This window comes from Streptomyces blattellae (genome assembly GCF_009709555.1).
Taxonomy (GTDB): Bacteria; Actinomycetota; Actinomycetes; order Streptomycetales; family Streptomycetaceae; genus Streptomyces; species Streptomyces blattellae.
In genome coordinates this window covers 209,535-231,393 of sequence record NZ_WJBG01000127.1, presented here as the reverse complement: position 1 = coordinate 231,393, position 21,859 = coordinate 209,535, and the positions used below count along the sequence as shown (strand labels likewise).

Annotated in this window: 19 protein-coding genes and 1 pseudogene; 13 read left to right on the top strand and 7 right to left on the bottom strand. The window is 69.3% G+C overall.

Features of this window, described 5'->3' with window-relative positions:
* Positions 1-6: 6 nt before the first annotated feature.
* Positions 7-873 (top strand): metallophosphoesterase family protein, encoded by an 867-nt coding sequence (locus GFH49_RS12485; RefSeq protein ID WP_155055954.1) that lies wholly within the window; start codon positions 7-9, stop codon positions 871-873.
* Complete coding sequence (locus GFH49_RS12480) at positions 863-1,546, top strand: 4'-phosphopantetheinyl transferase family protein (protein ID WP_155055910.1); 684 nt, start codon at positions 863-865, stop codon at positions 1,544-1,546. The genes GFH49_RS12485 and GFH49_RS12480 overlap by 11 nt, the downstream gene beginning before the upstream one ends.
* Before the next feature lies 1 nt (position 1,547).
* On the opposite strand, the gene GFH49_RS12475 is transcribed toward GFH49_RS12480, so the two are convergent.
* Together GFH49_RS12475 and GFH49_RS12470 are read right to left on the bottom strand one after the other, a co-directional pair.
* Positions 1,548-1,784, bottom strand: a complete 237-nt coding sequence (locus tag GFH49_RS12475; protein ID WP_155055909.1) for a hypothetical protein — start codon at positions 1,782-1,784, stop codon at positions 1,548-1,550.
* A gap of 229 nt (positions 1,785-2,013) precedes the next feature.
* Entirely contained in the window at positions 2,014-2,667 is a 654-nt protein-coding gene (locus GFH49_RS12470) for a helix-turn-helix domain-containing protein (RefSeq protein WP_155055908.1), read from the bottom strand.
* Between the two features lie 239 nt (positions 2,668-2,906).
* Between GFH49_RS12470 and GFH49_RS12465 the strand changes: the two genes are divergently transcribed.
* Complete coding sequence (locus GFH49_RS12465; protein ID WP_196217952.1) at positions 2,907-3,578, top strand: MmyB family transcriptional regulator; 672 nt, start codon at positions 2,907-2,909, stop codon at positions 3,576-3,578.
* 67 nt (positions 3,579-3,645) lie between these two features.
* Here GFH49_RS12465 and GFH49_RS12460 read toward each other — a convergent pair whose 3' ends face one another.
* Positions 3,646-5,058, bottom strand: a complete 1,413-nt coding sequence (locus tag GFH49_RS12460; RefSeq protein WP_155055906.1) for an aminopeptidase P family protein — start codon at positions 5,056-5,058, stop codon at positions 3,646-3,648.
* An 83-nt stretch (positions 5,059-5,141) separates the two neighbouring features.
* Between GFH49_RS12460 and GFH49_RS12455 the strand changes: the two genes are divergently transcribed.
* The 3 genes from GFH49_RS12455 to GFH49_RS12445 are packed head-to-tail and all read left to right on the top strand — an operon-like array spanning position 5,142 to position 7,994.
* Positions 5,142-6,293, top strand: coding sequence for an NAD(P)/FAD-dependent oxidoreductase (locus tag GFH49_RS12455; RefSeq protein ID WP_155055905.1), 1,152 nt, complete (start codon positions 5,142-5,144; stop codon positions 6,291-6,293).
* A complete protein-coding gene (locus GFH49_RS12450) occupies positions 6,290-6,592 on the top strand; it encodes a (2Fe-2S)-binding protein (protein WP_155055904.1) in 303 nt (100 codons plus the stop codon). The genes GFH49_RS12455 and GFH49_RS12450 overlap by 4 nt, the downstream gene beginning before the upstream one ends.
* The gene (locus GFH49_RS12445) at positions 6,585-7,994 is read left to right on the top strand and encodes an NAD(P)/FAD-dependent oxidoreductase (RefSeq protein ID WP_155055903.1); all 1,410 of its coding nucleotides are present in this window, start codon (positions 6,585-6,587) and stop codon (positions 7,992-7,994) included. The genes GFH49_RS12450 and GFH49_RS12445 overlap by 8 nt, the downstream gene beginning before the upstream one ends.
* 691 nt (positions 7,995-8,685) lie before the next feature.
* On the opposite strand, the gene GFH49_RS12440 is transcribed toward GFH49_RS12445, so the two are convergent.
* Together GFH49_RS12440 and GFH49_RS12435 are read right to left on the bottom strand one after the other, a co-directional pair.
* Positions 8,686-9,537 carry a helix-turn-helix domain-containing protein gene (locus GFH49_RS12440; protein WP_155055902.1) on the bottom strand — a complete coding sequence of 284 codons (852 nt, stop codon included), beginning with the start codon at positions 9,535-9,537 and terminating at the stop codon, positions 8,686-8,688.
* Positions 9,538-9,553: 16 nt separating this feature from the next.
* Positions 9,554-10,312, bottom strand: coding sequence for a DUF6879 family protein (locus GFH49_RS12435; RefSeq protein WP_155055901.1), 759 nt, complete (start codon positions 10,310-10,312; stop codon positions 9,554-9,556).
* 550 nt (positions 10,313-10,862) lie between these two features.
* Here GFH49_RS12435 and GFH49_RS12430 point away from each other — a divergent pair.
* The 5 genes from GFH49_RS12430 to GFH49_RS12410 all read left to right on the top strand — a co-directional run bounded on the left by GFH49_RS12430 (position 10,863) and on the right by GFH49_RS12410 (position 15,432).
* A complete protein-coding gene (locus GFH49_RS12430) occupies positions 10,863-11,363 on the top strand; it encodes a hypothetical protein (protein ID WP_155055900.1) in 501 nt (166 codons plus the stop codon).
* Positions 11,364-11,433: 70 nt separating this feature from the next.
* A complete protein-coding gene (locus GFH49_RS12425; protein ID WP_155055899.1) occupies positions 11,434-12,090 on the top strand; it encodes a class I SAM-dependent methyltransferase in 657 nt (218 codons plus the stop codon).
* Between the two features lie 608 nt (positions 12,091-12,698).
* The gene (locus GFH49_RS12420; protein ID WP_155055898.1) at positions 12,699-13,595 is read left to right on the top strand and encodes a dihydrodipicolinate synthase family protein; all 897 of its coding nucleotides are present in this window, start codon (positions 12,699-12,701) and stop codon (positions 13,593-13,595) included.
* Between the two features lie 22 nt (positions 13,596-13,617).
* Entirely contained in the window at positions 13,618-14,619 is a 1,002-nt protein-coding gene (locus GFH49_RS12415; RefSeq protein WP_155055897.1) for a proline racemase family protein, read from the top strand.
* 48 nt (positions 14,620-14,667) lie between these two features.
* The gene (locus GFH49_RS12410) at positions 14,668-15,432 is read left to right on the top strand and encodes a GntR family transcriptional regulator (RefSeq protein WP_155055896.1); all 765 of its coding nucleotides are present in this window, start codon (positions 14,668-14,670) and stop codon (positions 15,430-15,432) included.
* Between the two features lie 2 nt (positions 15,433-15,434).
* Here GFH49_RS12410 and GFH49_RS41460 read toward each other — a convergent pair.
* Together GFH49_RS41460 and GFH49_RS12400 are read right to left on the bottom strand one after the other, a co-directional pair.
* Positions 15,435-15,776: pseudogene (locus GFH49_RS41460) on the bottom strand (metallophosphoesterase); the annotation flags it as partial.
* Positions 15,740-16,117, bottom strand: coding sequence for a trypco2 family protein (locus tag GFH49_RS12400; RefSeq protein WP_328288274.1), 378 nt, complete (start codon positions 16,115-16,117; stop codon positions 15,740-15,742). The pseudogene GFH49_RS41460 and the gene GFH49_RS12400, both read right to left, overlap by 37 nt.
* A 176-nt stretch (positions 16,118-16,293) precedes the next feature.
* On the opposite strand from GFH49_RS12400, the gene GFH49_RS12395 reads away from it, so the two are divergent.
* Both GFH49_RS12395 and fxsT read left to right on the top strand, forming a co-directional pair.
* Complete coding sequence (locus GFH49_RS12395) at positions 16,294-17,745, top strand: VMAP-C domain-containing protein (protein ID WP_155055895.1); 1,452 nt, start codon at positions 16,294-16,296, stop codon at positions 17,743-17,745.
* Positions 17,746-17,936: 191 nt separating this feature from the next.
* Positions 17,937-21,848 (top strand): FxSxx-COOH system tetratricopeptide repeat protein, encoded by a 3,912-nt coding sequence (fxsT, locus tag GFH49_RS12390; protein ID WP_155055894.1) that lies wholly within the window; start codon positions 17,937-17,939, stop codon positions 21,846-21,848.
* Positions 21,849-21,859 lie beyond the last annotated feature (11 nt).

Here is a 21,859-nt window from a genome sequence, read left to right as displayed (position 1 = left end):
GAACAGGTGACGTCGACGGGCGGTGGTGCCGGGCAACTGCTGGCCATCAGCGATCTGCACATCAGCTACCCGGAGAACCGCGCCCTCGTCGAGAAGATGCACCCCGGCACGGACGACGACTGGCTCCTGGTGGCCGGCGACGTCTCCGAGACCGTCTCCGACGTGCGCTGGGCCCTGGAGACCCTCGCCGGCCGCTTCCGCAAGGTCGTCTGGGCCCCCGGCAACCACGAACTGTGGACCCACCCCAAGGATCCCGTCACCCTGCGCGGCGTCGCCCGCTACGACCACCTCGTCGAGGTGTGCCGCGAACTCGGCGTGCTCACGCCCGAGGACCCGTACCCCGTCTGGGACGGCCCCGGCGGCCCGGTGGCCGTGGCGCCGTTGTTCCTGCTCTACGACTACTCGTTCCTCCCGGCCGGCTGCGCCACCAAGGACGAGGGGCTGGCGTACGCGCACGGAACCGGGATCGTCTGCAACGACGAGTATCTGCTGCACCCCGACCCCTACCCGAGCCGCGACGCCTGGTGCCGGGCCCGGGTCGAGGCCACCGAACGCAGGCTCGCCGAACTGCCCGAGGACCTGCCGACGGTGCTGGTCAACCACTACCCGCTGGACCGGCACCCGACGGAGGTCCTGTGGTACCCCGAGTTCGCCATGTGGTGCGGCACCGGGCTGACCGCCGACTGGCACCGCAGATTCCGGGTCGAGACCATGGTCTATGGTCATCTGCACATCCCGCGGACGACCTGGCACGACGGTGTCCGCTTCGAAGAGGTGTCCGTGGGGTACCCGCGGGAATGGAGCAAACGCCCCCAGGATCCGGGGGCGTTGCGCCGCATACTGCCCAGGGAGGTCGGGCCAGGTGATCGATGAGCTGCTGCCCGCCTCGGTGGTGGCCGTGGAGACGTACGGTGACGACGAGCCGGCGCCGCTGTACCCCGAGGAGGAGGCGGTCGTCGCGCGGGCGGTCGACAAGCGTCGCCGTGAGTTCGCCACCGTACGGGCCTGTGCCCGCCGCGCCATGGAGAAGCTCGGCGTGCCGCCGCAGCCCGTCCTGCCCGGCGAACGCGGCGCACCGGGCTGGCCGGCCGGCCTGGTCGGCAGCATGACCCACTGCGAGGGCTACCACGCCGCCGCACTGGTCCGTGCCACCGACCTCGCCTCGATCGGCATCGACGCCGAACCCCATCACCCGCTTCCCGAGGGTGTCCTGGCCGCCGTGTCCCTGCCCACGGAGGGACCCCGGCTGACCAGCCTGTCCGTGCTCCGCCCGGACATCCACTGGGACCGGCTCCTGTTCAGCGCCAAGGAGTCCGTCTACAAGGCGTGGTTCCCCCTCACCCGGCAGTGGCTGGACTTCGCCGAGGCCGACATCGAGATCTCCGCGGAGCCCGGGGAGCGGTGGGCCGGCGCCTTCCGCGCCGAACTGCTGGTCCCCGGACCGTCCGTCGGCGGGCGGCGGCTCGGGCACTTCGCGGGCCGCTGGACCGTCCAACGCGGCCTGGTGGCGACGGCCGTCTCCGTGCCCCACGAGGCCCGGGTCTAGGTCAGGAGTCCGGGCACCAGCTCTGCAACAGCCGGAAGAACTCCTCCTCGTTGCCCGCGAGCCCCGCCTCCGCCAGCGCCTGCTCCGCCTCGGCCAGCACGGACGGCGGAACGGCGAACGGCCGGCCACCGCCCGGCGGCCCGGCGGCGGTGTCGAAGGCCGCCCGCACCGTATGCAGCAGTCGCAGATAGGCCTGTACGGCGGTGCGCTCACGGTCGGTCATCAAGGCGGTCGGCATCGGACGGCTCTCCCCACGTCGGCATCGTCGGTCACGCACCCGCGTGCGGGTGACGCACCTCCAAGCTTGCCGCCCCCCACTGACAATCGGGCTCGGCCAGCTGCCGGTTCGCCCACTCAGCCCATGGCAAGTGCCCAGCCACGCCCAGGATGACCAACTGGTGGCCGGGGGCGGTGCGTTCCTCGACGACCACGTCGGACCGAGCGCCGTACAGGTCCTGGGGCTGAGATCAGGACTCGGGCCGCTTGACGCTCTCCAGGAGCATGTCCAGCCATTCGGCGACCTTGTCGCGGTGCTGGTCGGTGGGCAGCTGAGCGGCCCGCCAGGCGATTCCGCGGACGCCGTGGTCCTGCAGCAGTCGCTCCAGCGGGTCGTCTGCGTCGGCCGCCGCCTCCCTCTCACGGTCGGCGAGCTTCTGCAACAGCTCCTGCTCGGTGCGTTGCAGGGTGCCCGCGAGCGCTTCGGGGTCCTCCGCCGTGAGGAATCCGGCATGCACCCGGAAGAAGCGCTGGACGGCGTCGCAGTGCTCCATGGTGGGGCGCCGGTCGCCGTTGATGAGAGCGCCCGCCTGCTGCCGCGACATGCCCGCGCCGTCGGCGATCTCCTGCTGGGTGTACTTGCGCCCGTTCGGCTTGAGCCGGGTGCGGCGCAGCAGGTCCAGGCGTTGCAGAAACCTGGCCTGCACATCGGGTTCGCCCGCGGGCCGGCCGCTCAGCAGGGCCTTGACCACGGGCTCGGGGACGCCGGAGGCGACGGACAGACGGCCGGTGTCGAAGACGTCCGCGTGCGCCACGCCGAGCCGGTCGGCGAGTGCGGTGACCCGGGCGACGACGGCCGGCAGAGCCGCCGTCGGGGCGCCGGGACTCTCGAAGCCATCCGTCACCGACAGATCTCCCACGTCTCTCACAGGCCTTCTCACCGGCATTCTCACCACACAGGGTTGCCGTGAACTTCCCGGAGAGTAGCCGGTGGCTCGAACTCGCATCCAGGTCTCGCCACAACTGTGGCCAATTTCAGTCGTCAACCGGCATGAAATGCCACGATAGTTGACACGTCTCGCGTCGGGGCAGGAGGATCAAGGCGCCGCGTGAAGGCCGCATAGGCAAGAGGGGTGACCTCCCGATGGCATATCAGGCAGGTGGGCAGCGTCCGGCGCCGCGGCCCGTTCCCGAGAGTCTTGAGGCCCAGGCGTATCTCCAGGACTACGCCGCCCTCCTGGAGGCCGTCCCCTTCCCGTCCGTCGTGCTGGACCACCGCTGGGACGTGGTCCTGGCCAACACCGCTTTCGAGACACTTTTCCTCGGCATCGGCCCGCACCCCACGGCCATGCCCTACGACAACTTCCTGCGCTTCGTCCTCTTCCACCCGGACGCGAGCACGGTCCTCGGGGAACACGAGTCGAGCTGGTGCCTGCCGATGCTGGCCCTCTTCGCCGCCGCCGTGGAGCGGCACGGCCATGACCACGAGCTGCAGTCGATCCGCCGGGACATCGCCCAGGACCCCATCATGGAGGCCGCCTACCGGCACGGCCTGCCGCACTGGATCCGCGCGGTGGGCGAGCAGGCCCTCGCCCAAGACGGCGCGGTCCGCCCGCTGCTGCACCCGGACCCGCGCTGGGGCACCACGGACTGCCGGGTCGTCGACGAAACCCCCCGGACACTGCACGAGATGGGCTACACGCGGATGACGCTCGTCCTGCGCCCCGCCCGCCGCGCCACCCCCGCCGGCCGCAGGGCCGCACGAGTCCGCCGCACGGCGAGCCACCTCACGGTGGTCTCCGCCCCCGACGCCTGACCGGGCACCGCCGGCGTTCAGGTCGCCGACGGCGCCCTGGTCAGGACGGGCGGCCGAACCTTCCGGGTCAGCCCGCGAACTCCCGCATCCACGCCTCGACTTGGTCGGCGGAGCGAGGGAGCGCCGCCGACAGGTTCTCGTTCCCGTCCGCCGTCACCAGCACGTCGTCCTCGATCCGGACGCCGATGCCGCGCCATTCCTCGGGGACGGTCAGGTCATCGGGCTGGAAGTAGAGGCCGGGCTCGACGGTCAGGCACATACCGGCTTCCAGGACGCCGTCGATGTAGGCTCCGTTGCGGGCCTGCGCGCAGTCGTGCACGTCGAGGCCGAGCATGTGGCCGGTGCCCGCCATGGTGAAGCGGCGCTGGAGGTCCAGCTCGTACACGCGCTCGGCCGGGCCGTCGAGGAAACCCCACTCCACCAGGCGGGCGGCCAGCGACCGCTGGGCGGCCTCATGGAAGTCGCGGTAGTGCGCGCCGGGCTTGACCGCGGCCATGCCCGCCTCCTGGGCCTCGTACACCGCGTCGTAGATCTCGCGCTGCAGCGGGGTGAAGGTGCCCTTGATCGGGAGCGTGCGGGTGACGTCGGCGGTGTAGAGCGTGTGGGTCTCCACGCCCGCGTCCAGCAGCAGGAGTTCGCCGGGGCGGACCGGGCCGTCGTTGTCCTGCCAGTGCATGATCGTGGCGTGCTCGCCGGCCGCGCAGATGGAGCCGTAGCCGACGGTGTTGCCCTCGACGCGGGCCCGGCGGAAGAAGGTGCCCTCGATCCACCGCTCAGAGGTGGCGATCGCCTGCGACAACTCCCGTACGACATCGGTGAATCCGCGGACGGTCGCGTCCACGGCGCGGCGCAGTTCGGCTGTCTCCCACTCGTCCTTGACCAGCCGCAGCCCGGACACGGCCTCCTCGAACTCGTCGTCCCGCTCCTCGTCGGTGGCGAGCACCGCCTCCAGTGACGGGTCGACGCCGCGGACGACACGGGTGGGGGTGCGGGTGGACTTCGCCAGGTCCTCGGCGATCGTCCGGATGTCCCGGCACTCCATGCCGAGCACCAGCTCCGACTCGGCGAGCGTACGGCGGCGGCCCATCCACAGCTCGGCGGTGTAGCCCGTCCAGAACTCGTCGCTGTCCCGGCTGTCGCGGGGGAGCTGGTAGCAGTGCGCGTCGTGGCCGCCGTCCGGGCGGGGTTCCAGGACCAGGGCGCCGTCGCGGGCCTGATCGCCGGTCAGGTGCACATAGCCGGTGTAGGGGCGGTAGGCGTAATGGCTGTCGTTCGAGCGGATCTTGAGGCCTCCGGACGGGACGACCAGCCGCTCGCCGGGGAAACGGGCGGACAGCGCGGCGCGGCGGCGGGCCGCGTACGGGGCCTGCCCGGTCGGCGTCAGGTCCCTGCGTTCGGTGTCGGCCCAGCCCGTCCGCATCAGGGCGGAGAGCTCGTCGGGGATTCCTCGGTAGAGAGAGTTCTTGCGGCCTTTGGCCATGTCGGGGGCACCTCTTCCGTGTGTGGTGGCGTTCCCAGGGTGACGACGTTCCCAGCTAGAGCGGTATGTGACATAGTACTGCCGTGAGCAAGCGACTGACCTGCGATGTCGTGGTCGTCGGGGCCGGCATGGCGGGCGCCGCGTGCGCCCTCTACGCCACCCGCGCGGGCCTCGACGTGACAGTCGTCGACCGTGGCCCGGTGGCCGGCGGCACGACCGGCGCCGGTGAGGGCAACATCCTCGTCTCCGACAAGGAACCCGGCCCCGAACTGGACCTCGCACTCCTGTCCGGCCGCCTGTGGGCCGAACTCGGCGCGGAGTTCGGGAAGTCGGTGGAGTACGAGGCCAAGGGCGGCGTGGTGGTGGCCACCTCCCCCAGCGGGCTCACCGCCCTGGAGCGCTTCGCCGACGGACAGCGCGCCGCCGGAGTCACCGCTCAACCCGTCGCACCCGACGCCCTGTACGACCTCGAACCCCATCTCGCCCCCGGCCTCCCCGGCGCCGTCCACTACCCCCAGGACTCCCAGGTCATGCCCGCCCTGGCCGCCGCCCACCTCCTCAAGGCCTCCGGCGCCCGCCTGCGCACCGGCCGGACCGTGACGGACATCCTGCGCACCCCGGGCGGGGCGGTCCGCGGCGTCCGCACCGACGGAGGCGATCTGCACGCCCCGGCGGTCGTCAACGCGGCGGGCACCTGGGGCGCCGCCCTCGCCGCCCTCGCCGGCGTGGACCTCCCCGTCCTCCCGCGCCGCGGCTTCGTCCTCGTCACCGAGCCGCTCCCGCGCATGGTCCACCACAAGGTGTACGCCGCCGACTACGTGGCCGACGTCGCCAGCGACTCGGCGGCACTGCAGACCTCGCCGGTCGTGGAGGGCACGGCCGCCGGGCCGGTCCTCATCGGCGCGAGCCGTGAACGCGTCGGCTTCGACCGGTCCTTCTCGCTGCCGGCCGTGCGGGCGCTCGCGGCCGGCGCGACGCGGCTGTTCCCGTTCCTGGAACGGGTCCGCGCGATGCGCGCCTACCTCGGCTTCCGGCCGTACATGCCCGACCACCTGCCCGCCATCGGCCCCGATCCACGGGTGCCGGGGCTCCACCACGCCTGCGGCCACGAGGGCGCCGGCATCGGGCTCGCGACCGGCACGGGGCAACTGATCGCACAGGCGCTGACCGAGAAGGCCCCGGACCTGGATCTGACGCCGTTCCGGCCCGACCGCTTCGGGGGACAGGACGTATGAGAACCCCCGTCGACCTGGCCGCGGCCCGGCCGGGTCCCGCCTTCACGGTCACCCTGGACGGCCGCGAGATCGAGGCGTTCCCCGGCCAGACCGTCGCCGCCGCGCTCTGGGCGGCCGGCGTCACCTCCTGGCGCACCACCCGCGTCGAAGGCCGGCCGCGCGGAATCTTCTGCGGCATCGGCGTCTGCTTCGACTGTCTGGTCACCGTGAACGACCGCCCGAACCAGCGAGCTTGCCTCGTGCCGGCGCGGCCGGGCGATGCGATCCGCACGCAGGACGGGACGGGGCACGATGACTGAACGGCCGCATCTCGCCGTCATCGGCGCGGGCCCGGCGGGCCTCGCCGCCACCGTGGCCGCCGCGGCGCGCGGCGTCCGGGTCACCCTCATCGACTCGGCGGCGGAGGCGGGCGGGCAGTTCTACCGTCAGCCCGCCGCCGCGCTCCGGGCCCGGCGCCCGCAGGCCCTGCACCACCAGTGGCGGACCTGGGAGCGGCTGCGGGACGCCCTCGCCGGACAGGTCGAGTCAGGCCGGGTCATGCACTTGACGGACCATCATGCATGGCTCGTGGAACGGCAGTCGGGCCGCTTCACGGTGCACGCGCTGCTCGGTCCCGAGCAGGAGGAACCGGCCGTCGTGCACGCCGACGCCACTGTCCTCGCCACCGGCGGATACGAGAAGGTGCTGCCCTTCCCCGGCTGGACCCTCCCCGGCGTCGTCACAGCGGGCGGCGCGCAGGCCATGCTCAAGGGCGCCCTCGCCGTCTCCGGGCCCACCGCCGTGGTCGCCGGGACCGGGCCGCTGCTGCTGCCGGTGGCGACCGGACTGGCCGCGGCCGGGGTGAAGGTGGCGGCGCTCGTCGAGTCCGCCGATCCCAGGGATTTCGTACGACGGACCCGGGCGCTCGCGGCTCAGCCGGGCAAGGTCGGCGAAGGCGCCCGGTACGCCGCCCGGTTGCTCCGGCACCGGGTGCGCACGCTCGTCCGCCACACCGTGGTCGAGGCGCACGGCACCGGACGCATCGAGGCGGTGACCGTCGCCGCGCTCGACGGCGCCGGACGCGTGCGGCCGGGCACCGAGCGGCGCATCCCCTGCGACACCCTCGCCGTCGGCCACGGCATGCTGCCGCACACCGACCTCGCCGAGACCCTCGGCTGCCGCCTCGACGGACCGGGCGTCGACGTCGACGGCGATCAGCGCACCGACGTCCCCGGCGTCTGGGCCGCGGGCGAGACCACCGGCATCGGCGGCGCGGCCCTCGCCCTCGCCGAGGGGCACATCGCGGGATGCTCGGCCGCCGCGCGGCTGAACGGTGCCGCCCCCGACCCGCACGCCTGGGCCGCGGCGGCCAAGTCCCGTAACGGGCTGCGGGAGTTCTTCGCCGCGCTGGACCCCGTGTACGCGCCACCCGCCCACTGGGCCGAGCAGGTCACCGACGACACCGTGGTCTGCCGCTGCGAGGAGGTGACCGGCGGCGCGATCCGCGAGGCCGTCGCCGACCTCGGCGCCGGTGACCTGCGGACCGTGAAGCTGCTGACGCGGGCCGGAATGGGCTGGTGCCAGGGGCGGGTGTGCGGGCCCGCGGTCGCGGGGCTGGCCGGGTGCGGTGAGACGCCGGGCCGCAGACCGTTCGCCCGGCCGGTGCCGTTGGGGGTGCTGGCCCGTGCCGGGGAACCGAAGCCGAGTGATGCGGCCCAGTAACTACGGATCAGAAGGTTGCAGGTTCGAATCCTGCCGAGTGCGCGAAGAAACACCAGGTCAAGGCCCTGATCCTCCCAAGTGGGGGTCAGGGCTTTTGCGTTGGTGTCTCACAGAATCTCACGCGTCACCGTCCATTACACCCGGAGGCGAGGAGCGCCGATGAGGTACTGCCAGCCACGGCGCGATGCCGCGGACTAGACACGACCAGCGGGGAGCAGAGTGCCCATGCCCGTCAGCCAGAAGCGCAAGGTCACCAAGAAGCGTGCCGTGCAGGGGAAGTCGCGGATGGCCTTGCCGCCGCCCGACTTGTGCCCGTTCGCCTGAGGCCGGGGCGATCGTCCCCGTCGGCGTCTACAGATTTGACACGAGTGAACCGTCGACGTCCGATTCCGTCTTCTGCCGTCCATGGCCGAGCACGAGCGCCAGCACGACGACTGGTTTCGTTGCTACTTCCTGTGCCAGTCGCCTCCGCTGTAGAACTCGCCGGAAACGACGACTTGCCGGGCCGAGGAAAGTCGCTTGATCCGGCAGGTTTGTTTCTGTTTCTGATGCCCGACGTTCAGTCAGCCGTCCCAGCTGAGTGAGTGGCCGAGGACCGTCCACGCCATGGCCTCAACGTATGGAACCAGCCAGCCCCTCCCGTACCCGGGAGCGCTGACGTCGTTGAGAACGAGTCTCTCGAAAATCGGGCTCAGCGCGAGCGCAACGTCCATCGTGCTGCGCTGATGAGATTCTGCGCATCGACGCCGTACACGGCGGACTCCCGGAGCGTCTTCCAGGTCCGGAGATAGGTGCCCACACTGGTTTCGTCGTCGATCCACAACTCCGCGTGCCAGTTCTCGACGATCACCTGATGGTCGTCGTAGATCCAGAAGGCGGTGGCTGGGGGGATCTTGAGCGAGGCATGCAGTGGGATGATCCCCAGCTCTACCGTGTCCAGGCCGACGGCTCCTGCGAGTCGGTCGAGCTGGGCCGCGAGCACCGAGGGCGGACAGATCAGGGCGTGAAGGGCGGCCTCCCACAGGATGAGGTGGAAACGCTTCGAGGAGTCGTACAGCGCCTCTTGCCGTTTCATGCGGGACCGGACTGCTTCCTCGGTGTCGCGTGGCGATCGCTGCAGCTCCGCGTACCTCGTGAAGATCGACCGGGCGTAGTCCGGAGTCTGGAGAATCCCGAAGATCATGGAGGACTCCCAGCCACGGAAGACGGAGGCGTCGGCGTGAGCGCTCAGGTGGGTGTCCTGGACTGGCTTGTGCCCGGCGGCCAGCTGTCGCCGCCATGACCGGATGTGGGACTCGAAGCCACGGAGGCGGGCCAGCAGCTCGTCGTACGCCTCGGCCTGGCCGGTTGCCTCCGCCCACTTGCGCAGGTCATCGGGTGTTGGAGTCTGTCTGCCGTTCTCCAGCCTGCTGACCTTGGACTTGTTCCACCCGTACTGCTCGGCGAGGTCCGTACCGGTGAGCCGGCGTCCAGGGGCGGAGAGCCGGAGTTCGCGTAGCCGTACCCCGAGAGCTTCTCGTGCCTGCTGATAGTCCGTGCTCACCGGTGCTCACCTGCTCTCAGTCCTCCTTCGCGGTCAGCTGCGCCGCGAACTGCTCGTACGGGACGGCGTGGTGCATCGCCGTGTCACGTGCCATGGCATATCGCAGGACTGCCGCAGGCTCCGTGATCAGTTCGACGTTGACCAGGTTGTCGCCGTCATCGAAGTTGAGGAGGGCGACCAGCCGGGAGTCGAAGATCCAGAAGTCTTCGTCGGGCAGGCTGAGCCGGTCGACATTCTCTCGCCACAGGTTGTGGATCTCCTCGCCGACGGCGCTGTTGCGGCGTGCGTTGTCGAGCAGATAGAGCTGGCCAGCCGTCGGCGGATCGTCGACGATGCGGACACGCTCGAACCGTTTGCCGAGCCCGGTCTGCTCGCCGCGCTCGGCACACCACTCGACGTCGACGCCTTCCCAGTTGACGGGCTCGCCGCGGGTGAACTGCGCGTACGTATCCGTGAGCTCGTCGGACGCGTACCGGCGGCGGGTTTCCAGGCGCCACGCCGTGTGCTCGAACTGCGTGAAGAGCCGGTCGAACTCATCCAGCCCGATGATGTTCGGCACGCGAGTGACCTCCTCAGGGGCGAAGTCGACGAGCAGTTCCCGTGGCACCACGATCGGCACCTCCCCCTCGTTCAGGTGCCGGAGCTGGGTGACGTCGTCAGGGTCGGTGAGGGCCGGGCCGTGCACGATGACCTCGCCCGTGTCGAGGTCTTCATGAATGGACGGGCACCCGTTGACGCCGCTGCCCGTGCCGTTGAAACGCAGTCGTCGGGCCATGATCACGTCCTTCCGCTGGGGGACTGATCTCCCAAGCTTCCCGGAGGTCGGCGTCTTCTGGTGGGGGTCCCATCGCCCCATATCGGCAACCTCGCGCAACCTCGCCAGGCAGTCAAGCAACTTCACGCAACTTCCATGGCGGCCATCAACTCCATGTCCGTAGCGTCCTGTTCATGCCTACGACGGAACTGCGGGACGTCGACCCGCACGCGGCGGCGGAGTCTCTGAGGGCGGCGCTCACTGAGGTCGGGATCGTCTTCCCCTCCCTCGGCGTCGACTTCGCGAACCCCGATCTGGCTGCGGCTGTCCCCACCACTCCTATAACCGCAAGCGGCTGCCCGCGCCCGCCGGTACGACCGGGGCAGCTCCTCCAGGTTCTCGCTGACACGGCGCCTCGACATCAGCCCACCCCCGATACCCGTCTCGTCGAAGGACCACAGACCTCCGGCGGGGTGGTCTCCAGTCCCCGCCTCAGCTACCCCACCCTGCACAGGTTGAGCCTGGGGCGGGTTGCCAGCACGGCACGACACCTCCCAGAAGGGGAACGTCCATGACCGTCATGCTCCACAGCCCTTCCAGCACCCGCACCAGGGATCCGAAGGAACTGCTCAACGGCGTTGAGCCGCACATCAGGCACCTGACCGTCAACATCCTGGACGGCGGTATGAGCCTGTGGGACCGCGAGGTCGCCCTGCTGCTGCGTGACCACACGATGGTGCGCGACATGGCCGAACGCATCCTCGGCAACGCCGTCATGTACACCATCGGCTGCATGGAGCACCCGGAGGTCCACCTGGGCGTCGGCAAGCTCGTCGACATCGGCGTTCACCAGCTCATCCTCGACACACCGGTGTGGTGGGCTCTCTGCGACGTATACAACGAGGGCCGCTACAAGCACCACGCCCCCTTCATCGAGCGCCGCCGCGACGGTCTGTGCCTGCGCACGGCGGACTTCCTGAAGTCCATCGGGTTCGACGTCGACGAGGAGCTGTGGGCGATCGACGGCACGGACTGCTCGCCGTGCGACAACAAGGTCCCCGACAGCCACTGACGGTCCTACGCTGGCCCCTGTCCTCCGCCCCCCGGAGGACAGGGGCCAGACCTGGTGAAGAGGAATTGCCTTGCCCGCACAACACGACATCGCCGCCGAGACGCAGCTGTGGGACACCTTCGCCGAGTCCGCCTTCAAGGACGACGCGGAACCGAGCTTCTGCTGGACCCAGTACGCCGGTCACGGACCCGGTCCGGAACTACTCGGCGCCCCTCGCTCAGTCCTGGAGATCGGTTGCGGCACCGGCCGCGCCCTCGCCCACCTGGCTCAGCACGGCATCACGGCCCGGGGCGTGGACCTGTCTCCCGTCATGGTCAAGAAGATCACCACGAAGTGGGCCAGCACTGGCGCGGAGTTCGTGTGCTCCGAGGTCCTGGAGTACCTGGGCGAACACGAGGACGCCTACGACGCCGTCTACTCGATCTTCGGAGCCGCCTGGTTCACCGACCCGAGCCGCCTCTTCTCCCTTGTCCGTCAGCGGCTCAACCCCGGCGGCGTCTTCGTCTTCTCGCAGCCTCCAGCCATCCCCGGCGCTTACGGGCCGCAGGGCATGTACAAGGGAGGCTTCGCCGGCAAGGCGATGTTCACCTACCGCTACAGCTACCGTCCGGCGGTGTGGGAGCGCATGCTGACACGGGCCGGGTTCGCCACGGCAGAGGCTCAGGTGCTGGACGCGCCGCATCCAGGGCACATTGGGACTCTCCTCGTCCGCGCCACAGCTCCGTGACTGAGCAGTGATGGAGCAGTCGCAATGCTGGCACCACACTGCCCCGGCGCCGGTCAGCGGCCCCAAGGGGTGACTGAACCTTGACGAGATGTCCGCCAGGATCGGCCGCTTGCATTGTGACTCCCCGCTGTCACCCTCTCCGTGATCTGGAGGTCCCGGTATGAGGCTTCGGGTCTGGCGGGGTTGGTGGATCGGTCGAGCTGGACGGCCAGATCCGCATCATCCGGCGCACCATCGACACTCCCGTCCGGCGCGTGAAGGCGAACAAAGCCCGTAAGGTTTCCGGTGTTGTCCAGGCCCACCGTCAAGCATCAGCTGAGACCAGAACGTCAGGCATCACCTGGGACCCGACACGATCGGCGGGGGCCGACTGTTGGAGTGGTGGTTGCCACCGTTGGTCTTGCTGGATCCGTGGTGGGTCGGCTGGCAGACCGTCATGGTGACAGCGCGACCGGTCGGAGTCGACGGCAGCGCTGACGGCAACGACGGCACACGGACGCACACGATCGCTGGCTTGCGCCATCTGAGTAGGAGGCCGTTGGCCCCCTCATGGCCAGCTGCGCGATCCAACCAGTAATATGTCACATTCCATTGAGAGGGAACCTCACATGACAGCCACCGCCAACCACCCCTGGCAAGGCATCCTCGTCGCCACCGCCCTCCCGCTCGACGACGACCTCTCCGTGAACCACGCAAGGTACGCCGAACACTGCGCCTGGCTGGTCGAGAACGGCTGCGACGGCGTCGTACCGAACGGCTCGCTCGGCGAGTACCAGGTCCTCACCCCCGAGGAGCGGGCCAAGGTCGTCGAGACCGCCGTCGCCGCCGTCGGAGGCGAGCGCGTCATGCCCGGCGTCGCCGCCTACGGCTCGGCGGAGGCCCGCCGCTGGGCCGAGCAAGCACGTGACGCCGGGTGCGCGTCCGTGATGCTGCTGCCGCCCAACGCCTACCGCGCCGACGAGCGGTCGGTGCTGGCCCACTACGCGGAGGTCGCCAAGGCGGGCGTACCGATCGTGGCGTACAACAACCCCATCGACACCAAGGTCGACCTCGTGCCGGAACTCCTCGCCAAGCTGCATGCCGAGGGACACATCCACGCCGTCAAGGAGTTCTCCGGCGACGTCCGCCGCGCCTACCGGCTCGCCGAACTCGCCCCGGAACTGGACCTGTTGATCGGCGCCGACGACGTCCTGCTGGAGCTGGCGATCGCGGGCGCCAAGGGCTGGGTGGCCGGTTACCCCAACGCGCTGCCCGCCGCGACCGTCGAGTTGTACCGGGCGGCCGTCGGCGGCGACCTCGCCACCGCCAAGAAGCTGTACGAGCAGCTGCACCCGTTGCTGCGCTGGGACTCCAAAGTCGAGTTCGTGCAGGCGATCAAGTTGTCCATGGACATCGTCGGCCGTCACGGCGGCCCGGTTCGCCCGCCGCGCGTCCCGCTGCTGCCCGAGCAGGAGGCCGCCGTACGCGCCGCCACCGAGCGGGCGGTCGCGGCAGGACTGGCGTAGGCAATCGAGAGGGAGGCCGCTCATGCGCAGCAGACTCGTCCTGCACGCCGTCGACTCGCACACCGAGGGCATGCCCACCCGCGTGATCACCGGCGGGATCGGCACGATCCCCGGCGACACGATGAACGAGCGGCGGCTGTACTTCCGTGAACACCGGGACGACATCAAGCAGTTGCTGATGAACGAGCCGCGCGGCCACTCCGCGATGAGCGGCGCGATCCTCCAGCCGCCCACCCGTCCCGACTGCGACTGGGGCGTCGTCTACATCGAGGTCTCCGGCTACCTCCCGATGTGCGGACACGGCACGATCGGCGTGGCGACCGTGCTCGTCGAGACCGGCATGGTCGAGGTCGTCGAGCCGGTCACCACGATCCGGCTCGACACCCCGGCGGGGCCGGTCGTCGCGGAGGTGGCGGTGGAGGACGGCGCCGCGAAGGCGGTCACCCTCAAGAACGTGCCGTCCTTCTCCGTCGGCCTCGACCGCAAGATCGCGCTCGCCGACGGGCGGACGGTGACATATGACATGGCATACGGCGGCAACTTCTACGCCATCCTGCCGCTGGACGCGTTCGGCCTGCCCTTCGACCGCTCCCGCAAGGACGACATCCTCACAGCGGCCCTGTCCCTGATGGAGGCGATCAACGCCGAGGACGAGCCCGTCCACCCCGAGGACCCGTCCATCCGCGGCTGCCACCACGTCCACCTGTACGCCCCCGGCTCCACCGCCCGCCACTCCCGGCACGCGATGGCCATCCACCCCGGCTGGTTCGACCGTTCGCCCTGCGGTACGGGCACCAGCGCGCGCATGGCGCAGTTGCACGCACGCGGGGAACTCCCCCTGAACACCGAGTTCCTGAACGAGTCCTTCATCGGAACCCGGTTCACCGGACGGCTGCTCGGCGCCACCGAGGTCGCCGGCCGCCCTGCCGTCCTGCCCAGCTTCACCGGCCGTGCCTGGGTCACCGGCACCGCGCAGTATCTGCTTGATCCGACCGACCCGTTTCCGGCCGGATTCGTGCTGTGAGGCCCGGTATCATGTGACATTGCACTGAGCACCCCCAGGAGACGACCCATGCCCGCCCGGACCACCAACCTTCCCTCCCTCACCACCACCCCCACCACCCCCACCACCCCCACCACCCCCACCACCCCCACCACCCCCACCACCCCCACCACCACCCCCGCCATCCCCGCGCTCGGCGGCAGGAAGCCGAACTTCCGCGAACGGGTCGTGGATGTGCTGCGGGCCGCGCTGATCTCCGGCGAACTGCGCCCCGGCGAGGTGTACTCGGCACCGGGCCTCGCTCCCCGGCTGGGCGTCTCGGCGACCCCGGTACGCGAGGCGATGCTGGAGCTGGTGAAGGAGGGCATGGTCGATGTCGTCCCGAACAAGGGCTTCCGGATCAAAGTCGTCTCCGAGAAGGAACTCGACGAGTACACGCACGTCCGGTCACTGATCGAGATCCCGACGACCGTCGGACTCGCGGCCACCGCCGATCCCGACGACCTGAAGGCGCTGCGCCCGCTCGCCCTGGAGATCGTCACCTCGGCCGCGAGGGGTGACCTCATCGCCTACGTCGAGGCCGACCTGCGCTTCCACCTGCGGCTGCTCGCCCTGGCCGGCAACGACCATCTCGTCGTGGTCGTACGGGACCTACGCCGTCGGGCACGGCTGTACGGGCTGACCGCCCTGGTGCAGGCGGGACGCCTGGAGGCCTCCGCACACGAGCACATCGAACTCCTCGACGCGCTGCTGGCCCGCGACGGGGACGCCGTACGCGACATCATGACCCGTCACCTCGGCCATGTACGCGGCCTGTGGGCGGCTCGCGAGTGACGGCCGCCCCGGTCGAGGCCGGCGTGCGCACCACAGGTCCAGTTGCGCAGCGGTTCCCAGCCCAGCTCGTCCGTCAGGTCGACCCAGCCCTGGGCCTCGCTGCAGTACTTGTGGTGGCCGGTGACGTACACACGGACCCTGGTCGCTCGCACGGTACCGAGTGGGACGGCCTGGGCGCGGCGGTGTTCGGCCGTGCCGTCCGCGATGTCGCCGGTGTGGCAGACCAGGTCGGCTTCCAGGGTGCGACTTCTTGGCCCCGGCCAGCCGGCCGCCGCCTGCCGCACAGGGCCGGCGTCGAAGGCGGCTGTCAGCGCTCGCCGTCGGCCTCGTCCCCCGCAATCCAGACAGTCCGCCGCGTCCCATCCGGTGCGACCAGCCTCGGCTGCAAGGTGATGCTGATCCGATGGGTTCGCGACGTCGCGAATTTCCCGTCAGCGTTCGCTTCGACGACCCAGAAGCGGACCTTCCCACCCGCCCCGGCCTCGCGGTCCACCGCCACGCTCGCCTCGATCTCCACCGGACCGAGCTCGAACCGTACCGGTCCGGCCGGACCCTCGGCCATCGCGGCGTGCAGCTCCTGCCGCAACTCCCGGATCATTTCGGACAGTTCAATCACACCCTGCTCCTCGCCGCCGGCCCAGAGCCGGAATCCTACTGACGGCCCAGCGCGAACGAGCCCGGTCACGTGGACCCCGCGATGCTCGTTCGTCGATTTCGACCTTTCGTGCCCATGACGGCTGGGAAGGCTTAGCCGTAGGCTGTCCGAACCAGCGGGAAGCAACTCGATGACAGCCGGGGGGAGGTCACGAGGTGGGACAGCGCAGCGGTGCACGCGTACACATACGCGTACGCAACGAGCTCATGGCCGCCATCACCCGCGTACTCACGACGTCGGAGACGATGCGCCGACCGGCCGGTGCGGACATGGTGATGCAGGATCTCACTGCGGAGCTGGGGCCGCGTACGGCAATCGACCCCCGCCAGGACGGCCCACCGGCGTTGTGGATACGCCAACTGGTCAAGTCCTGTGCGGCTGTTGACGAAGGCCTGCAGACGCTGGCTCGGTGCTTTGGCTATGCCGAGCAGGGATCCGAGAGCTCCCTTGCGCTGTGGCGGCTGGTGGACGAGTGGGAAGCGGTGGCCTTTTTCGAGGACGCGGAACTGCATCCCCTGCGACCGGCCCTGCAGAGCATCCGCTCCGCCTCGTTCCTGACGCGGCTGGCCCGCCGAGCCAGCCACTCGCGTACCCAGGAGCTGGAGACCTGGTGCGACACCGGTTGGGAGGTGTTCTTGCATTTGGCCGGGGACAACGCGGCGGCGGACGAACTGCCCCCTGCCATGGCGTTCCTCGCCCTTGTCGCCGAGTATCTGGTCAAGGACGGCCGCACCAAGGAAGCCGAGGAACTGCGGCGTTGGAACCGGGGACAGGCTCAACAGCGGGGCCTGACCGACGAGATGGCCAACTGGCAGCAGGACGCCTACGATCCGCCCAGTGAACCAGCGCTCCATCCCGCATACCTGCTGATCCAGCTGGAACCGGACGGAGTCGACCTTGACAGCTACTACCTGTCGCATTGGCGTCAGTCCGATTCGGACGGGTGGCACCCGATGCCCGGTGAGACCCTCAAACTCCAGCGGACCGAGCTTCCCGCCGCAGTGGACCGTCTCATCGAGCAAGCCGAGGAACGGTGGGCAGACCTGCGCCAGCCGGTGATCATCGAGTACATCCTGCCGTGGGAACTGCTCGACGAGCCCGTGGAGTGGTGGAACAAGGAACTCGACGCGCCCATCCCGACTCCCCTGGTGATGGACTACACCGTGGTCCTGCGTTCGTTCGACCGACTGCGCAAGGGGGCATGGCATCGCCCCTGGAACAATCGTTGGCGCCAACTGAAGGACAGGCCGGCCGACAGCCGCTCGCACTGGAGCACGCCGGAGGGATCTCCCTTCCACCTGGAACGGGAGCTCAAAGAGGACGAACAGATCGTCTGCCTGGTGCTCAGCGAATCGCCGCGTACCGACTCCGCGACAGCCCATCAGGAATTCGTGGCGGCGCTGCGCGCGGGCATCCCTGCCCTGCTGTGGGACAGGAGCGGCTCCGGCCTGCCCTTTCGTGAGGCAGCCGCGGACATCGTCCGCGAGGGAGGACTGGCCGGGCTGCTGGAACGCACCCGCCGCTGGCGCAATGCGGCACTGGCCCTGGGACCTGAGGGTTGGAACGCCCATGTCGGCCGCCATCTGGCACTGCTCCTGGACGACCCCGAGCGACTGCCTGGGCCCGCTGCCCCAGCCGGTGGACAGGGCAGCCCCTGACCTGAAGTTGCCTACGAGCGGGGGAGATTGGAGGCCGCATTCCGTGATGCCGGATACGTGTGTCAGAGCGTGCGATCACCTGCCCCTGGCACGGGTAAGCTGCCGCGTGCACGGGGTGGTTGTCACGACTGTCAGCGGAGACGCGTCCCCGTCACCGCACCGACACCGCCGTCAATCCCCTGCGAGTGACCATGTCCACTGACGATGTCCGGCGCGGTCGGTTACGAGCCGGGACAGACACGGCACCCCTCTGGCACGCGTTGCTCCCGGACGGCGGCGCGACGCCGACGGAGGCGGTTCTGGTCGTCGATACCCACGTCAGCATGCGTGTGTGGGACCAGGTCGTCCAGAAGGTGCCCGAGACGCTGGCTGAGAACTTCACCCGGGTCAGGGTCGTCCGTCTGCTGGGCACGGACGAGACGGTGCCTTCGCGAGTGGCCACCGGACCTCTGCTTGGCGCAACCCAAGAAGGCACCCGACGGGTGATCCTCGTGGTCACGGATGGGCTTGCGGCCGGCTGGCACCTCGGCACGGTGCAGCCACTGCTCCGTGACTGGACGCTGACCTGGCCCCTTGCCGTGATCAACGTCCTTCCACCGCACCTGTGGTTTCGCACCGGACTCGACGTGTCCCACGTTCAGGTGAAGGCGCTCAGCACATGGTCGGCCAACGCGGTGTGGGAGTGGCGGCGGCGGGATGCGCCGGCCGGACTGTGGTCGGTCATCGGGGGAGAAGCGGAAGACGAGGGCGAGGGCGAGGGCACGGCGGAAGCAGACGCCCCGAGCATCGTTCCTGTCCTCTCTCTCAGCCAGCACGGAGCGCAGGCGCTGTCCGGAGTGCTCACCGACGACGAACCCCGGTGGCGGGATCTGCCCGCGCTGGTCGCCCACCGCTGGAAGGCCCGCCCCGACTCCGCACGGGCCTTTCCCTGGGCGGACGAATTCCTTGTCTCGCGGGGTTCGCCTTCCGCCGCAAGCCGCGTCTCCGACTTCCGGGCCGCCGCTTCCCCCACCGCCTTCCAGCTGGCGACTCGCCTCGCCGCGGCACCGCTCAGCCTGCCGGTCATTCGCGCCCTGATCCGCTCCACACCCGGCGCTGGACCAGTACACGCCTCGGAGCTCTTCCTCGGCGGCCTGGTACGCCCCACAGGAGTGCGCGACGACGCGCCCGAAGCCGTCGTCTACGACTTCCTTCCGGATGCGCGTGAGCAATTGCTTGCCGTGGGCCGGCGCAGCGCGACGATGCGCACCGTGCGTGAAGTGCGCGCGGTGCTGGCCCGCTCCCCGTCAAGCTCTTCTCTGCTGCCGCCTCCATCGGCGTCGTTGTGTGACTTGACTATTCCTGCGATCACGAGCCGCAATGCATATTTCCATCGCGTGGAACTGAGCGCGATGGTGGCCGTGTCCTTTCTTGGGCGTGCCGCCGTTCTCCGAGATGCCTTGCGCTGGCACGATCAGCGGCATGCGGTTCGCCTTACTGATCTTCCGCCCGCTGCGTCCGACGTCACTCCATCCCCTGACACCGTAGAAGACGAAGGAGCACTGCGCATGACTACCACGCCTCAGCGTCCGGAGGAAGGAGTAAGGACCGCACAGCCCCGCATTTGGAGCCTGCCTCCCCGCAATCAGAATTTCACTGGCCGGGCGGAGCTTCTCAATTTGCTGGACGAGCGGCTTGGCGAGGGCACGACAACGGTGCTGCCCGAGGCGATCCACGGTATGGGTGGGGTCGGGAAAACGCAGCTGGCGATTGAGTACGCATATCGACACCAAGCCGAATTCGACATCATCTGGTGGATTCCGTCCGAAAGGCCGGGTCAGATCGGCCAATCGCTGGTCGAACTCGCCAGGAGGCTGGGGTTGACCACTTCTTCGGAAGTCAACGTCGCCGGCCCCGCGGTTCGAGAAGCGCTGCGTGAAGGAAAGCCGTACTCCCGGTGGATGCTGATTTTTGATAACGCGGACAGCCCTGAGCAGGTACGTCCGTATTTCCCGACGGGCGGTACGGGAACCATTCTCGTCACCTCCCGCAACCGGCGCTGGGGGCTCGTCAGCGGCTCCCTGGAGGTGGACGTCTTCACGCGAGAAGAAAGTAAGGAACTACTGCGCGGCTCGGGACCGATCCTTGCGGAAGAGGAAGCGGAAGCACTGGCCGAAGCGCTGGGCGACCTACCGCTGGCCCTCGTCCAGGCCGCTGCCTGGCGGGCCGAAACGGGCATGCCGGCATCTGAGTACCTGCGTCTCTTCGAGAGCAAGAAGAACGAACTGCTGGAAACCGCCCCACCACCGGACTACCAACTGCCCGTTGCGGCTGCCTGGAACGTCTCTCTGGACCACTTGGAGACGCGCAGCCCCGCCGCGCTCCGCCTACTCCAACTGTGCTCGTACTTCGCACCGGACCCGATCTCCAGGAAAATCCTGTCCCGCCGCGAAAACAATCGCGACGACCCCTTTCCTGAGCTGAACGCGACGCTCAGCGACCCGATGAAGCTGGCCCGTGCGATTCGGGAGGTCAATCGCTACTCACTAGCCCGAATTGATCACCGTACCAACTCCATCGAGATGCACAGGTTGGTGCAGCACGTTTTGATCAACCGTATGAGCCCCCAGGAGCAAGAGAGCATGCGCGAGAGCGCCCACAGCCTGATGGCGACAGCCGACCCCGGGACACCGACCGACCCGACCAGCTGGGATCGGTACGCTGAGCTCTACACCCACGTGATGGCCTCGGACGCCCTCCGGTCGAGTCAGTCCTGGACCCGCGACCTCGTCATCAACGTCGCGAAGTACCTGTACCACTGGGGCGAACACGAGGTCGCCGTCGACTTCTCGCAGTCCGCCTGGAAGACGTGGCTGGAGCTGTTCGGTGAGGAAGACCATCAGACGCTGTTGATGGGGCAGTGGCTGACCTGGATGTACTGGACGGTCGGCCGGTACCAGGAAGCCTCCGACCTCGTTGAGCACGTCCGGCGCGTCTATGACCGCGTCGCGGACCCCGACGCCGAGAGCGCCCTCGACGCCATCGACACCGAGGCGGGCGTCCGCCGCGCCGAAGGCCGCTTCCAAGACGCGGTGGAGCTCAACCGCGTCGCCTACGAACGAGCGGTACGCGCCTTCCGTGAGGACGATCCCGTCACCCTGAACATCGCCCACAACCTGGGGGTGAGTCTCCGGCTGACCGGCGCGTTCCGAGAGGCGCTCGACCTGGACCGCAGGACGTGGGAGCTGAAGCTGCGCGTCTTCGGCCGTGACGAACAGCGCAGCCTCATCACGGAGAACTCGATCGCCATCGACGTCCGAGAGATCGGGGACTACATCGGCGCGCGCCGACTCCAGGAAAGTGCGCTGAGCGCGTCCCGCGAGCTCTTCGGCAGCGACAACCCCAACACCATCGACACCGTACGCGAACTGGGTATCGCCTGCCGCAAAGCAGGCGATCACGCACGCGCCCTGGAGTTCGCTCTGGAGGCCCAGGAAGGCTTCACCCGCCGCTACGGCGAAACCCACCCGCGGTCCCTGGCGAGCGCGCTGACCCTGGCCATCGCCTTGCGCCAGAACGGCGACCTGAACAGTGCGCACGCCCGCGGCCTCCAGGTCTGCGCCGGCTACCGCACGGTGTTCCACGAGCTGCATCCGTACACCATGTCGGCGGATGTCGGCCTGGCCATCTCCGAGCGGCTGCTGGGACGGCCGGAAGAGGCACGTCGGCTGGACGAGACAGCACTGGAGGCCTTGGTCGACGCGATCGGTCCGCTCCACCCCTTCACCCTGGTGACCGCCATCAATCTGGCCAGTGATCTGGCTGCTCTGGATGAGCACCGAGCGGCCGCGGACCGGGGACGGGAAACCCTCACACGGTGCCTGGAGACCTTCGGCCCGGACCACCCCACCACCCTCGCGTGCGCCGGAAACCTTGCCCAGGACCTTGTGGCCCTCGGCCTGCACGACGAAGGCACAGCGTTGCGCAGGGACACAGGAGAACGTCTGGAGCGCGTGCTGAACACTTCATCCACCGGGCAAGAAAATACTGTGCCTCACCCTGCAGCCGTCGATTTCCGGGCAAGCGCCCGGGCGAACTGCGACATCGACCCGCTTCCGCTCTAGCGTGCCCGCCG